General features: G+C 40.7%; 8 protein-coding genes. All 8 read left to right on the top strand.

Annotation, left to right across the window (positions count from 1 at the left end; translation table 11 throughout):
- The first annotated feature begins 3 nt into the window (after positions 1-3).
- The 8 genes from bamC (at position 4) to LGZ99_RS07790 (ending at position 15,464) form a co-directional block, all read left to right on the top strand.
- Positions 4-1,053: an outer membrane protein assembly factor BamC gene (gene bamC / locus LGZ99_RS07825; protein ID WP_036837954.1), complete on the top strand. Its 1,050-nt coding sequence runs from the start codon at positions 4-6 to the stop codon at positions 1,051-1,053.
- 493 nt (positions 1,054-1,546) lie between these two features.
- Positions 1,547-2,260, top strand: a complete 714-nt coding sequence (gene purC, locus LGZ99_RS07820; RefSeq protein ID WP_021324473.1) for a phosphoribosylaminoimidazolesuccinocarboxamide synthase — start codon at positions 1,547-1,549, stop codon at positions 2,258-2,260.
- 591 nt (positions 2,261-2,851) lie between these two features.
- On the top strand, positions 2,852-4,567 hold the full coding sequence (locus LGZ99_RS07815) for an ABC transporter ATP-binding protein (protein WP_021324472.1): 1,716 nt from the start codon (positions 2,852-2,854) through the stop codon (positions 4,565-4,567).
- Complete coding sequence (locus LGZ99_RS07810) at positions 4,564-6,216, top strand: ATP-binding cassette domain-containing protein (protein ID WP_051769300.1); 1,653 nt, start codon at positions 4,564-4,566, stop codon at positions 6,214-6,216. Before LGZ99_RS07815 ends, LGZ99_RS07810 begins: the two co-directional genes overlap by 4 nt.
- 1,030 nt (positions 6,217-7,246) lie before the next feature.
- Positions 7,247-8,515 (top strand): diaminobutyrate--2-oxoglutarate transaminase, encoded by a 1,269-nt coding sequence (gene ectB, locus LGZ99_RS07805; protein WP_036837958.1) that lies wholly within the window; start codon positions 7,247-7,249, stop codon positions 8,513-8,515.
- A 422-nt stretch (positions 8,516-8,937) separates the two neighbouring features.
- The gene (locus tag LGZ99_RS07800; protein WP_021324469.1) at positions 8,938-9,894 is read left to right on the top strand and encodes a TauD/TfdA family dioxygenase; all 957 of its coding nucleotides are present in this window, start codon (positions 8,938-8,940) and stop codon (positions 9,892-9,894) included.
- A 3-nt stretch (positions 9,895-9,897) separates the two neighbouring features.
- The gene (locus LGZ99_RS07795; protein WP_051769303.1) at positions 9,898-11,679 is read left to right on the top strand and encodes a non-ribosomal peptide synthetase; all 1,782 of its coding nucleotides are present in this window, start codon (positions 9,898-9,900) and stop codon (positions 11,677-11,679) included.
- Complete coding sequence (locus LGZ99_RS07790) at positions 11,676-15,464, top strand: beta-ketoacyl synthase N-terminal-like domain-containing protein (RefSeq protein ID WP_036837959.1); 3,789 nt, start codon at positions 11,676-11,678, stop codon at positions 15,462-15,464. Before LGZ99_RS07795 ends, LGZ99_RS07790 begins: the two co-directional genes overlap by 4 nt.
- Positions 15,465-15,483 lie beyond the last annotated feature (19 nt).

Raw genomic sequence — 15,483 nt, 5'->3', positions numbered from 1 at the left:
TTAATGGCAATATTGTTGCAAAAATCAAAGGTGATGAAGGCTGCTGGTATGTCACTGGTAGTGTTATTGGCAGCGTGTTCTGGTGACCAAAGTTATAAGCGTCAGATCAATGATGATGACACGTATCTTGAAGCACCTCCTCTGAAAGCGCTGAATGTTCCTGCGGGTATGATATTGCCATTACAGAATGGTGAATATGATATTCCACCAACAGTATCAAAAGGACAGGTTGGCAAAGGGCTTGATATTCGCCCACCATCGCAGGCATTGGCCCTGTTGAGTGGCACCCGTGCTGAAAATAGTGTGAAGAGCAGTAAATTGCTGCTTGAAAACACACCTGAGAATAGCAATCTGTGGTTACAGATTAATAATGTTCTGCTGAAAAAAGGTTACAAAGTTAGCCAGCGCGATGATGCTGGTCAGACACTGACAACCGACTGGATTGAGTGGCTGCGTGCAGATGAAAACGTTCCGTATCAGGTTCGCTATCGTATCAGTATTGCACACCGGAGTTATCAGATTGAATTATCAGTTACTAATGAAGGCCTGAGACAAGGTGATCAACTAATAACGGATCCTATCGAAATCCAACGTTATAACGCACTGATGCTCAATGAGTTGATCGAAGGTGTGAACCAGCAGCGTGAACGGATTAGCGATAATACGGCAGCCCGCAATTTGGGGCCATTAGATGTACAGAGTGGCGGTGACACTTCTGGGTTGCCTCAGATGATTGTTCGTGCGCCATATAATATCGTCTGGGATAGGTTGCCGGCAGCGCTGGAAAAAGCGGGTATGAAAGTGGGTAGCCGCAGCCGTTCGACGGGTTCTATCGCTGTAACTTATAAAGGTCTTAGCGCATCGGACTGGAAATCAATGGGGGTTAATGAACCTTCTATCAGCGAAGGTGATTACAAATTACAGGTTGGTGATTTGAATAACCGAAGTAGCTTGCAGTTTATTAGTGAGAAAGGTAAGCCGTTGACCCAGTCACAAAATGATGAGCTGGTTGCAGTATTGAAAGCTGCTTTCAGCCAGACGACAGGATTATAGATATAAATAAAGGGGCGAAATGAATTGCCCCTTTGTTGATAAAGTGCTGGTTTTTTAGTCAGCACTTTGAATTAATAAAAATTCGTACAAAAAACAAATTTACCTCCGTGTTAAGAGACTTCCTCCATCCATAATTTCTCCCTGAAAGTCTGTCCCTTGAAGAGCTGGTGTCTAAACATCTTTAGAGTTTGCAATAATAACCATAAATAATACTTATATTTCAGGCGCAATATTTGTTGTAATAGTTAATGCACCAAGTAATGGTCTCTGAGAGAATTTTTGGATTCACAAAAAACGGAATTTTATTTTCAGGTAATAATTTTGGTTATTTTAATTGGATGAGGAGAAGACTGTTGGCCTAAAGATTAGTTCGTTTTGTAGACTAACCCGATAACGATAGAAAAAATCGACCTTTTGAACAGGATTTTGTCAGCAATCTGCTTTATTATTTATCTCTGACGTTTATTCAGTAGAGATATTTTGGAGTAATAAGATGCAGAAAAGAGCTGAGTTGTATCGTGGGAAGGCAAAAACGGTGTACACCACTGATAATCCTGATTTGCTGGTGTTGGAGTTCCGTAATGATACATCAGCATTGGATGGCGAACGCATTGAACAGTTTGATCGCAAGGGGATGGTGAATAACAAATTTAACCATTTCATCATGAGTAAACTGGAAGAAGCGGGTATCCCGACACAAATGGAACGTCTGTTATCAGACACCGAAGTATTAGTTAAAAATCTGGATATGGTGCCGGTTGAATGTGTTATTCGCAATCGGGCTGCGGGTTCATTGGTCAGACGCCTTGGTGTTGAGGAAGGTGCAATATTGAATCCACCTCTGTTCGATTTGTTTCTGAAAAATGATGCTATGCACGATCCAATGGTGAATGAGTCTTATTGTGAAACTTTTGGCTGGGTTAGCAAAGAACATCTGGCTGAGATGAAAAGATTAAGCTACAAGGCTAATGAAGTATTGAGTAAATTGTTTGATGATGCCGGTTTGATTTTAGTTGATTTCAAACTGGAATTTGGTTTGTTTAAAGGGCAGGTGATTCTGGGGGATGAGTTCTCTCCTGATGGCAGCCGTTTGTGGGATAAAGAGACTTTAGACAAAATGGATAAAGATCGTTTCCGCCAAAGTCTTGGTGGTCTGATTGAAGCGTATGAAGAAGTAGCGCACCGTATCGGTGTTATTTTGGATTAATTACGCAAACGATTACCTGGGCCGAAAGGCCCTTTTACTGGTATAAATTCATCTTGGTTATAATTCTTTCATTTGTTTTTTGTGACCAAATATTATCCGATAATATGAGTAGTGAATATGGATAATTCAATATAAAGTAGGCTACCGCCTTGTTAGTCATAACTCGCTGAAATTGTGGGCAATTCAAGGTGCGTTAATATTGAATAGGAATTCATTTATATAATCGCTATATATTTGTGGAAATCATTATAATTCGTTGGGATTATCACCGGTTTTTCCTCTATTTATGATTCATGACTTGGAGCCAGTTATTTATTACTCACATTGGTGATATATCTTCCAATTAGGATGTTAAATAACCTCACAAAGGTATTGACATTATAGAATAAGATATAAATTTTGTTTTCTTGTGATAGTGTTTATAAAGACTTCAATCAGATAGTGATAAATGCGGATATTTTGCGATAATTGCATTTTGCTAATTGTGAACAAGATCTTGCTGCTGTAATCAATCTGTTATTAATAATCCCGATGTTTTGAATAACATCCCTAATTCTACTGAGGTGCCATAACCAAAAGATGGAAAAAATCATGTCAAAGAAGTTAACTGTATGGCGGATACTGCTACATAGCGCCATACCATTTAAGGGAACGGTTGTATGTGCTTTTCTGGCTTTAGCCGTGACATTATCATGTGATCTAAGTGGTCCTTATATTATCAGGAATTACGTTGATAAGGCGACATCAGGTACGACTGCTGATCAACTTATCATGCTGGCAATCATTTATATTTTTATCGCGTCGATTGGTGTGATCGGTAGTCTGGTGACCAGTTATATGAGCACCAAGGCTGGTTGGGGTATTGCTGATACCATTAGATACAAGCTTTTTCATCATGTGATGACAGTGTTACCTGTATTGGAAATAGAACGAAGATCGCAGGGAGAGTTACTGGAAAATATCGAAGGTAATGCTGACATTATAGGAAAAACGATTTCTAAAGCGGGTTTCAAAGCCATTGCTAATTTAGCAATGACACTGGGTACATTGATAATTATATTCAGCGTCATGCCCCAGGCAGGTATTGCTATGGCTATTGTTGTAATACTGGTGGCATATGTATTAATTCAATTAACCCGGCTTTCTGTTCGTCGCTGGCTAATTGCGCGCAATGAAAAAGCCCGAATCTTTGGTTTTATCGGTGATTCATTACATGCAATGGATGATTTACAGCCATTGTCACAGGCGCATTGGCCTGCCACCGCATTTCGTAAAATGCTGTCGATATTGCTCAAATTTGAACGCAGTGCTTATATTGGCGGCAGAGCGTTCTGGCCAATTACTCAGCTCTTTTTTGCACTGTGTTTCGGTATAGGTTTTGGTTTTGGGCTTCAATTACTTGGTGAGAATAACTTAAGCATTGGTACATTAACCATGATTTATCTCTACGTTGATAAACTTCGCGAGCCGGTGGAGGATATGTCATCAGAGATAGAGCTAATACAGAAATTATTTGCTGCTTTATCACTGGCGACAAAAACGTTAAATGAAGGTGCGCCAGTTAAATCATCAGATAATTTGTTGCCTGATGGTCCTCTTTCTATCCATTTTGATAATGTTGATTTCAGTTATAACGGGGAAGAAGCACAGATTTTGCATGGTGTTAATTTTTACGTCGCTCCGGGAAGCAAAATTGGCATTATTGGCAGAACAGGCGCGGGAAAAAGTACCATTCTTAATTTGATGTGTGGATTTGCGCGACCTGATTCAGGAAGAGTGACCATTGGAAATATTGATGTTTCGACAATTAAACCTGAAGAGTTTGCAAAAAAGGTTTCCGTTCTTAGTCAGCGTTCCCATCTGTTTTCCGCAACGCTGCGAGAAAATTTAACACTGTTCAGCGATGAAATATCTGACAATCAAATTTGGGAGGTTCTCCAGGAGTTGGATGCGCTTGAATGGGCCAGGGCGTTACCTGATGGCCTTGATACGCAGGTTGGCACTCATGGCCGGATGCTGTCGGAAGGTGAAATTCAGATGATAGCGGGTGCCAGAGTGATGTTGCAGCATTGTTCGCTGGTGATTATTGATGAAGGAACATCTCAACTTGATCCCCGGACTGAAGAGAGTTGGCTGAAATTACTTGAAAAACTAAGCCGCAATCGCACCGTAGTGATGGTCGCACACCGTCTTCACACGCTTTCAGCCGTTGATGAAATCATCATTGTTGATGATGGACGGATTCAGCAGCGAATTCCAGAAGCTGAAATCGCAACATTAACCAGCAATCATGGACTCATTGTATGACTATATCCAGTGTATCAACTAAATCCGAAATGTTACCGGCCTTGATTGATCTCGTGAAAAGGTTTGCCCCTCTCTATTTCATCACCATGGTTGTGTGGACACTTATGCACGGTTTTCCGCTATTGGTTGGTTACTTGATCAGCCAGTTACTGGATAGAGCGATGAATGAACCTGCTAACCCTGTGGTCTGGTGGTTGCTTGCCTCTGCGATTGCAACCATGGTCTTGCGATCATTGATTCTCTTTTTGGGATTAAGTCTGGACTTTACGCTGATCTTTAAAGTCAGTGCTTACCTGAAAGAACGGGTTTTGTGGGGCGTGAGCCATTGTTCCCACAATCAGAGACACACTTTTTCACAAGGCGATCTTTTGAACCGCATTCGTGATGACAGTGATGAAATTGCGGAATTTTTGAGCTGGACCTCTGATTTTCTCTACCGTGCCTTACTTTTAATTATCGCATTAGTTGTGCTTATCAACACCGACACAATAACCACGCTTGCTCTTATGCCTATGATTGCGGGCCTTTGGATTGGGGCGATACTTAAACGCAAAGTAGGTAATTTACAGGCGAGTAAACGTCAATCCCAGGGAGATATTGCCGGCAAGATTACTGATGTTTTAACGGGCATACGCGATTTGCGTCTTAGCAACAAAATTGAGGGGCAGATTGAGAGATTGTCGCAGAAATTTGTCAGTCGCCGGGCTATTCAAGCCAGACATCAGGTATTTACTGACCTGCTTTCTGGTTTGTTCAAAAATATTGTGATACTTGGAACATCAGCTGTTTTATTGATAGTCAGTAAACGAATCGTTGATGGCAGTTTTACCGTAGGTAACCTGGCATTATTTTTGACCTATATAGGCTGGATCAGTGAACAGATATTTTTCTTTGGTCGGGCCGTTGCCTATTACAAAAATGCTGATGTGTGTTATGGGCGAATCAAACAGCTTTTGCTAGATAAAAAAGAGACCAAAGAATATGAGCAAGATGAGAAAGGTGAGGCGCTGCATAAGCTGAGTGTTAATCATCTTTCCTGTTCAAATACTCAGCTTCCGGTTTCGTTTGAGGCGACGGCTAATCAGATTATTGGCATTGTTGGTGATATTGGCGCGGGTAAAACTACCTTTTTGCGTTACTTGATTGGCTTGGAAAAATCCAGTTCCGGCAGTGTGCTGTGGAATAACAGAGAAGTGTTGGGAAATGAAAACTGGTGGCGGAATCCACGTATTGGCTATGCCAGAAAGAAAGCGGGTTTTTTTGGTGGAACGGTAAGACAAAACTTAGCATTGGGTGACACGGATATTAACGATGACGTCATGGCACGGGCTTTGGAGGCGGTAGGTTTGATTCCCGGATCATATGAATTGCCGGAAGGGCTTGATACTGTCATTAATTCTGGCAATGCCGGGCAATTGTCTGGTGGTCAGCGCCAGCGTTTGGCATTGGCCCGGATGCTATGCCGTCCTGCTGACGTTTATATCGTTGATAACTGTGATTCGTCATTAGATGCAGATACGGCCCGCCGCTTGTGGTCCACTTTACCTGAGCATTGGCCCGGTTTGTGGATTGTTGTTTCATATAATGCTGATCTCCTCGCTAAAGCTGACCATATTGTGACTGTTCAACGGCAGAGGGAATTGGCATGAGGCTGGGATAGGCAGTATTTTCCTGGTTGACCAGCCATTCAGAATATTTCTGGGTGGCTGGCATATCGTAGAAGTTAAAGATTCAAAATGAGAATGGTGCCGGCTGACTTCTGAAAGGCCCTTTTTATTATATTGGTATCAAGTCATCTTGATTATAATTTTTTTATTTGTTTTTAGTAATTAATATTATCATATTGTATTAGTAGTTAATACACATTAACTTATATCTATTTTTTTATTTTAATTAATTTAATTTTAATTCAATAAGGTAATATGTCATCTCCTTAGTAATAAATGATAAAAATTATGGCGAATTCAGCGTGCGATTAATGCTAACCAGAAATGTATTTATATTATCTCTTTGTATCTTTAAAAGTAATTATAATTCAGAATGTTATTGCTGATTTTTACTTCGATTATATATAATTGACTGAAATAGGCTGCCTATTAAGATATTTAGTCATAATTTATTGATATATTTAACATTGTTGAGTTAAAGAACACATCATTGACAAGATAAGTTTTAATTAATATTTAGTTAGTCTAACGTTTTTAGTTTACATTTATATTAACACATGATAAACATAGTAAGAGTTTATTGATAATATGCTATGAAACATGCAGTCAATAATGCTTATAAAACTAGAAAATGATAGTTTCCAAGTTGCTAGTGGGGAAAAAGGAGTTAATCATTTGGAATGTTTTTTGATATTCCACTGGAAGCTTGTCATCAATAAATATTGAGAATAAATAATTTATTTTTGCAATTAAAAGATTGGTAGTCATCCCTAATTTATATAATATCAGAAGTCTTAATAGTCTGGATGGCTTATTTCACTATGGGAAGTTTAATGTCTGACATGGAAATGGCTTGGTATTCTGTCGTTCTTTGGCATCCTATTTTTGATGTCAGTTAGGCAACGTTGAATATCAATCCTTAATGTGCATAGACAGAGAATGAGAGGATGATAATTTTCGTATATAGAAAAAATGGTTTTATACTGTGGCTTAGCTAACCAAGGTGAGAAAAATGGATATTTTTGCTAAATATGAATCAGGCGTACAGTCCTATTCACGATCATTCCCTCGAGTATTTCATCATGCTCAGGATGACCTGGTCTTTGATAAAGCAGGAGCTTCTTATATAGATTTTCTTTCAGGCGCAGGTGCATTGAATTATGGTCATAATAACCCTGTTCTGAAAGAACGTTTAATTGAATATATTCGTGATAACGGCATCACTCATGGACTGGATTTGCATACTGTAGCGAAAGGCGAATTTTTAGAAACATTTGTCAATAAAATCCTGCAACCCCGTGCCTTGAAATATGTTGTCCAGTTTACCGGGCCGACGGGAACGAATGCGGTAGAAGCTGCACTGAAGTTGGCGCGTAAAGTCACCGGCAGGCAAAACGTCATTGCTTTCACTAATGGTTTTCATGGTGTCAGTCTGGGAGCACTTGCCACTACAGGTAATTCACATCACCGAGCCGCAGCAGGTATTGTTCTCACTGGTGTAACACGTATGCCTTATGATGGTTACCTGGGGGAACATATTGATACGACGGTTTTCCTGAATAAAGTATTAGGTGATACTTTCAGCGGTATTGATCTCCCGGCAGCTATTATAGTTGAGACCGTTCAGGGAGAAGGTGGGGTCAATGCAGCTAAATTGAGTTGGCTGAAAAATCTTTCAGCTATTTGCCAAAAATATGGCGTCATCTTGATTGTTGATGAAGTACAAGCGGGGTGTGGTCGTACTGGTCATTTCTTTTCGTTTGAATCTGCTGGTATTATTCCTGACATAGTGACTATGTCCAAATCATTGAGCGGATATGGTTTACCCTTTGCTGTGGTTTTAATTCATCCGGAGCTTGATAAATGGCAGCCAGGAGAGCATAACGGTACATTCCGGGGGAATAATCTTGCCTTTGTTACAGCTAAGGCGGCCATTGATAACTATTGGATAGATAATACGTTTGCCTTATCAATCAATACTAAAAGTGAATATCTTACCCATCGTCTGAAAAGTATGGCGAATAAATTTGGCGAAGGACATTTCATTGTTTGCGGTCGTGGTATGCTACAAGGGATAAATTGTATAACAGGTCTTCTGGCATCCCGTATTACCCGAAAAGCATTCAGCAAGGGGTTGATTATAGAAACCAGTGGTGCAGATAATCAGGTAATAAAATGCTTGAGTCCGTTGACCATCAGCCAGAAACATTTGGAAGATGGATTAAATATTCTGGAGGAATCGATGGCAGAGGTTTGTTCAGTGTCAGCTATACCTAGCTGAATTAATCACTTCATACCAATAATATAGGGAAGTAGTACTTCTATTAAATTATAAAGTAAACAATAGATTCAAACTATGGAAATTGATTTTTTATTGTTGTTTTTAAGATGAGATTTCTACTAATAAGCTACTGGTGTGATTTCAGGCATGAAAATGTGATCCTGTACGCTATTTTATATGTACTTTGATATTGTCCATATATTTGCCAGCTAGGTATGTGGGGTAATTTTAGAAAGGTATTGTGACTGTTTTATTAGGTCAGTATTTATAAAGACTTTAATCGTGTAGTGATAAACACGAACATTTTGCGATAACTGTATTTGGTTAAATGCAAACAGATTTTTCTGTTTCGATATGTTATTAATTACAGTAATCGCAGCATTATTTAATGCAAATAATTCTAAGTATTTGGGGAGTCGGGAATGGAAAAGTTACCTTATGAAGTGATTTGTTCTAAATCGGGCAGAACATCGTTAAAAGATTATCTGGAGAAACACGGGAATGAATATACAGCACTGCTGGATTTGCATGGGGCGATAATTTTTCGGGGTTTTCAACTTGATAGCGTGGATGATTTTCGTCATTCCGTACAAGCTGTGACACCCGATATCATTGATTATACAGAACCTTCGACTCCGCGTACTCAGATTGCCAGTAAAATATTTACCTCAACCGAATACCCTGCTGATCAACGTATACCACTGCATAATGAGATGTCATATCGTCGTACCTGGCCGCAATATTTATGGTTTTGGGTGCAAACTGCGGCAAAAACAGGGGGACAAACGACACTTGCCGATTACAGGAAAGTTTTGAATCGATTGCCTGTCGAAATAATAAATAAATTTGAAAACAAAGGAGTGGCTTATGAGCGTCGTTATAATACTGGATTTGATTTGACCTGGCAGCATGTTTTCCAGACAGATGATCGAGATATTGTCGAAAATAGATTGTTGGAAGAGGGCATAGAGTTCGATTGGATTGATGAGAATATTCTCTACACAAAACAGGTAGTACAGGGAGTTTTAACACATCCACGGACAAGGATTAAAAGCTGGTTCAATCAGGCGAATCTATTTCATCCTTCAAGTTTGAAAGCTGAAATTCGTGCAGCTCTGGAGGCTGCATTGGGAAAAGAAAATATCCCACGCATGGCAAAGTATGGCGATGGTTCGCCGATTGAAGAGCAGACATTAAAAGAGATACGTGTCGCTTTGGATGAAGAAACTGTTTATCCGAATTGGCAAAGTGGCGATGTTGCTATAGTTGATAATTTAGCCATTGCACATGGTAGAGAGCCATTCATAGGTTACAGAAAAGTTTATGTCATGATGGCTAATCCTATGCACTCAACATTCAATAAATTAAATCAGGAATAAGTTATGGTGGTGATTGATTCTTCTACAACCTGTGCAGATATTTTTAATCATCATGTGATCACGTCAGGTTCAATGATTGCAGTGCGACAAGATGCTCAGTTCTTAACCTATCAAGAACTGGCAAGCCGTGCAGGTGCCGTTGCAGAACAGTTGAGATCCAATGGGATTGGTCAAGGGAATATCGTTGCTACCTTATTAGCGCGCTCTCCTTTGGGGATTGTTGTTGCGCTGGCATGTTGGTCCATCGGTGCCGTCTATGTACATATTAATGAGTATGAACCTGAGAATAGAGTTGAAGCTCTTTTGTCTATTGCTCATGCGGATCTGGTAGTGACTGATAATAAGAATGAAAACCGCATTGGCGAGTTTGTTAAGTTGAATGTTGAGAAAACAGCAACTCGATACGGGCAATACAACCCGGTTGTAGGAAGATCGCCAGGTGATATCGCTTATTTGGTTTTTACTTCTGGTTCAACTGGTACGCCTAAAGTTGTTGCTATAGAACACTATTCTGTCCTTAACTATTTTACTGCTTTTGTTGAGCGTATAGGACCATTGCCGAATAGTCTTGCCTGTACGACAACTTTTGCTTCTGATCTTGGAAATACCAGTATTTTTGGTGCTCTTTTATCTGGCCGTACGCTCCAGATCATTTCCCATGAAGTGGTTTTAGATGCAAAAGCTTTTGCTGCGACGATAAGGGAATTTTCAATCGGATTGCTTAAATGTACGCCTTCCCAATTGGAGGTTCTTGCTACTCAAATTGATCTCTCAGAGTTATTACCTGAAAAGGTGCTTATCCTTGGTGGAGAGATTTTTCCTCCCCGTCTTGCCGGGGCCATTATACAACGCCGTCCTGATCTTACTGTTTTTAATCATTATGGCCCTTCGGAAACGACGATAGGTGTGTTAATGCATAAGATCTCTGAAGAGGATGCTGGCAGGGAAATTATCCCGCTGGGGAGCCCTCTCAGCGGTGTGGAGATAAGATTATTGGATAAGGCTGGCAAACCTGTCAGGGTAGGTGAAACAGCAGAGCTTTATATCGGTGGACGATCATTAGCCAGAGGCTATTTTGGTGATGACGAATTGACGAATAAGCGTTTTATCAGCATTGCAGGTGAAAGATTCTTTGCCAGTGGGGATTTAGCGAAAGAAACTCCTCATGGAGAATACCTTTTTTGGGGGCGTGAGGATCGCCAATTAAAAGTAAGGGGATACAGAATTGATCCGTTGGAAATAGAAAATGCCCTTCTTGCTGATCCAGATGTAGCGCAGGCATTTGTTATTAGTATTACGAACAATACTCGTTATTCCATAGAATTAGTTGCTTGTATTGTAGGCACGGTGGATATTACTGCCTTGATGCAACGATTACAGACAGTACTTCCCGCTAGTCACATACCTTCAAAAATATACCGGGTTGATGAGATCCCTGTCACGGTTAACGGCAAGGTTGACATGGTTATGCTGAAAAGCATGACAGAAAAAGCAGAATGCGAAAGGTCTGCACTGGTAGTGAATCAGCCCCATACAGCCACCGAAAAATTAATTACTGAAATATGGCGTGAAATATTGGGACTTAAGGATATCGATATCAATGCTAAATTTATGGAATTAGGTGGGGATTCATTTAAGTCATTAGCTGTTTTTGGAAAGTTGCGACGTCATTATCCGCAACTCACGATAGCGATATTATTTAGTTATCCTTCGATCTCGGCGTTAGCTGCATATATTGATGCTTCGAATATCACCCTTAAGTCTACTAAGGTGGTGCAATTATGAAGTTATATGATAAGGATATGATTGCTGTAGTGGGTGTCTCTTTTCGTCTTCCGCTCTGTTCAACATGGGATGAATTGGAACGATTACTGGCTCAAGGTTCAGATTGTGTCCGTCCATTCTCTACAAAAAGGGCATCTGCAACTGGAATATCTCTGAATGGTAATGAGAAGGAGGGGGGATGGCTTGAGGATATTTCTGGTTTTGATTATCGTTATTTTAATCTTTCACGCCGTGAGGCTGAATTAATTGATCCGAGACAACGCCTTACACTGCAACTTGCAATCGAAGCGATTGGTCATGCGGGCTATAAACCTGACGATTTATCAGGAAAGTCGGTTGGGGTACTGGTCGCTGCACATGGTGGGCTTGGACCGGATCTTTATCAACTGCTTACCGATAGAGATCAGGCTAATCCATTAGCATTCATTGGCAGTTTACATGCGCTTGCTGCGGGGCGTATCTCTTATCTGTTAAACTTGCATGGTCCTGCTCAATCAATTGATACAGGTTGTTCTTCTTTCTTGGTTGCTTTACACGAAGCTTGCAAGATGTTGCTGACAGAAGAGTGTGATGTTGCGTTGACGGGTGGCTGTGAACTGATTTTGGGCCCGCTTCCTCAGAAAATAAAGGGAGACAACCAAGGGCTTGGTGTTGAATCATCAACTGATCGTTGCCGTCCTTTTGATGCAGCCTCTGATGGGGCTGGTTTTGGCGAAGGAGGTGGTTTCGTTTTGCTCAAAAGGTTGAGTGACGCGACCAGAGATAAAGACATCATTCATGCGGTTATTCGTGGCAGCGCAACCAATCATGATGGTGGGAGAAGTAATGGCATAACGGCACCCAGTAGCCAGGCACAAACTCAAGTTATTGTCTCTGCATGGGAACGGGCGAATATCACCGGTAATGACATTGGGTATATAGAAGCTCACGGTACCGGGACTAAAATAGGCGATCCTATTGAATTAGATGGATTAATTAAGGCTTTCGAATCAACGCCGCGCGAGGAAAAACCATGTTTAATCTCCTCTGTGAAAGGGAATTTTGGTCATCTTAGTGGTATGGCAGGTTTTGCCGGATTGATGCGTATCATTGCTCAGTTTCGGGCAAAAACTATTTTTCCGACGGTACACTTCAATATACCGAACCCATTATTGGCATTAACAGAGGACGCGCCTGTAAAAATATCTGATTCAAATCAGCCGTGGTTGTCAGCCGTTGATGGAATACGTGTAGCCGGTTTAAGCGGATTTGGTCTCAGTGGCACGAATGTGCATTTTGTCATTCAGGAACCTGAAATTACCGCTATTACAGAGTGCTCGGAAGAAACAGAGCGACTTATTGTCGTGTCTGCCAGCAATAAAGCCTGTCTTTCACAGTACCTGAATTCATTATCTACGGCGTTGATGTCACATCAGTATTCGTTGGCAGATATTGCTAATGTGTTGATGTTGGGTAGAGAACATATGGACTGCCGTTGGAGCTACGTGGCTGAATCGCTGGGAGATCTCTCAGATGCACTCATCAGAAAAACGGTGAAGGTGAATAGTGCGGTGGATAAACCCAAGTATGGGCTTATATTCGGTGATATTTGTGAGGTTGATAGCCATTTAATTTCAGAGAGAATGAGGGCTTTTCCCGCTTTTTCGGCTGTTATTCATCAGGCAAAGAGTGTGATTCAGGGCAAGGAGCTTACACTACCACAACGTTATCTGACATGGTTAGTTGCTCATTATGCTTTGTTTTCCTCATTCGGACTCACTACTGACATTATATTAGGGCATGGAATAGGTAAATTGGCTGCGCAAGTTGCCAATGGAGAGGTTGATTTTGTCACGGCATTATTTGAGGTGAAGGTGGAGGTTTCTATTACACTTGATCCTGAGCGACTAAAAAAAGTTTATGAAGAAAACAGGGATATATGCTTTATAGATTTTTCCGCAGCGAGTGAATTGTCGGAGATTATCAGAAATATCGGTATGAACACATTATCGGTGGATTGTTCTCTATTGGTAGTGCTTGGGAGGATTTTTGAGAGCGGTATTGATCTCTGTTGGGAAAATGGATTTGGTTATCGGTTACCTAAACGTATCGAGCTTCCTATCTCGCCTTTTGCCGCAGAGGCATGTTGGCCAAAAACAGTTGAAAGAGTAAAAGAGCAACCTGCCGCCCAGAGTGAGATTGTCAACAATACACTTTCGGTAGAGGATACTCTGTTAGAGCTGATCCGCAAAATATTAAAAGAACCTGCTGTCACATTGGCTGATGATTTTTTTGATATTGGTGGTAACTCACTTAATGGCGCTCAATTGATTGTCAGGATCAATAAGGCGTTGGGAATTGAACTTGAATTAATGGATTTACTTGAATCTACAAGTCTGGAAGCGTTTTGTGACCTGGCTAAAGCAGCTATACCCTTTGAAAAACGGGTTCCTGAAACAAATAAGTCAAGTATTGACCAAGGTAGCCTGACTGGGCAGCAGCAATCCATATGGGCAGCTATTGAACTTGCCGGAGAAACCGGCGCGTATAATGTTCCTGTGGCATTGTTCAGTGAAGTGGAAATTAATATTGAGTGGGTTGAAAAACAGCTTTCCCAGATTGTTGAACATCAGCCTATGCTTCGTTGCGCATTACAACAGGCAGAAGAGGAGGTAATACAGGTTATCTTCCCTGCTCAACCTGTCAAACTTGTGCTACAGGAGTTTGCTTTGACTGATACCCCATTATCATCAGGTATGCCTGTCTTAATTGATATTCTCAGGGCTAAAGTTGCAGAGCCGCTTTCTCCCTATGATATACCACCAGTGCGTTTTGAACTTATCTCTGTCAAGTTTCAGGATGGCTTGCGACAAATACTATTGTTGACATTTCATCATCTTTTCTTTGATGGCTGGTCATGGCGGCTTATTTTTGCTGCGTTAAGCAATAGTCGCCATGCTATTCCTGAACGGGATTATATTAGTTACAGCCATTATCAGCGTGACATGCTCATGGGTGTTGAAGGAAAAGCACTTATTGATTTTTGGACAGATTATCTTTCGGGGGCAACCGTTGCCAAATTACCGGGTAGTCATTACTTGGTTAAGGGGGAAGTTGTTGCATTGCAAGGAGCTAATATTCATTTAGATATTTCACCTGAAGTTGTTGTGGGACTGAAAAAAATAGCGAAAGAACACCGTGTCACAATACAAATGATCATGCTCACTGTCTGGGTTGCATTGCAATGGAAGATCACGGCTGTAAAAGATATATGCATTGCTATGCCGGTTTCAAACAGATTGCCAGAGGACGAAAACACGATTGGATGTTATGTAAATACGACAATTATACGATCAGAAATTCATCCTCAGCAGCCCTTTTTAATGGCATTGAATAAAGTGAAGTCAGCTTCGCTGAGTGCAATTTCCCATTGTGAACTTCCTGTTGATAGCATATTTAAATTGGTTGGCGGATCTGCATTTGATATCACTATGTTTGATTATCACAACGCAGTATTACCAGTTAATTATTTAGGGAAAGAGCAGCAAAAGGTCGAGCTTCTGGATATTGATCCTGTTGGTGCCAAATATCCGCTTAATATTACCTGTACTGAATATGGAGAAGATTTACAGCTAAGATTGGAATATTCAAGCGCATTATTTGGCTCAGAAATAGCCAGCCACTGGTTGAATGAATTTAATCACGCTCTTGAACGGATCAGTATGTCAGGTGTGGAGATGGATATATTTGGACTCTTTGATCATACCGACAATGAGTCTGAACCTATTCCCGATTTTAATTTTTAAGCGGCCTGTTGAGCAAAAT

This window comes from Photorhabdus temperata (assembly GCF_025384845.1).
GTDB lineage: Bacteria > Pseudomonadota > Gammaproteobacteria > Enterobacterales > Enterobacteriaceae > Photorhabdus > Photorhabdus temperata.
Note: the sequence above shows the minus strand (reverse complement) of the source record. Positions and strands in the feature narration are given on the sequence as shown.

Coding starts and splice junctions, on each gene's coding strand:
- LGZ99_RS07815 (WP_021324472.1), top strand. CDS start 2,852: ATGTCAAAGAAGTTAACTGTATGGCGGATACTGCTACATAGCGCCATA.
- purC (WP_021324473.1), top strand. CDS start 1,547: ATGCAGAAAAGAGCTGAGTTGTATCGTGGGAAGGCAAAAACGGTGTAC.
- LGZ99_RS07810 (WP_051769300.1), top strand. CDS start 4,564: ATGACTATATCCAGTGTATCAACTAAATCCGAAATGTTACCGGCCTTG.
- LGZ99_RS07800 (WP_021324469.1), top strand. CDS start 8,938: ATGGAAAAGTTACCTTATGAAGTGATTTGTTCTAAATCGGGCAGAACA.
- bamC (WP_036837954.1), top strand. CDS start 4: ATGGCAATATTGTTGCAAAAATCAAAGGTGATGAAGGCTGCTGGTATG.
- LGZ99_RS07790 (WP_036837959.1), top strand. CDS start 11,676: ATGAAGTTATATGATAAGGATATGATTGCTGTAGTGGGTGTCTCTTTT.
- LGZ99_RS07795 (WP_051769303.1), top strand. CDS start 9,898: ATGGTGGTGATTGATTCTTCTACAACCTGTGCAGATATTTTTAATCAT.
- ectB (WP_036837958.1), top strand. CDS start 7,247: ATGGATATTTTTGCTAAATATGAATCAGGCGTACAGTCCTATTCACGA.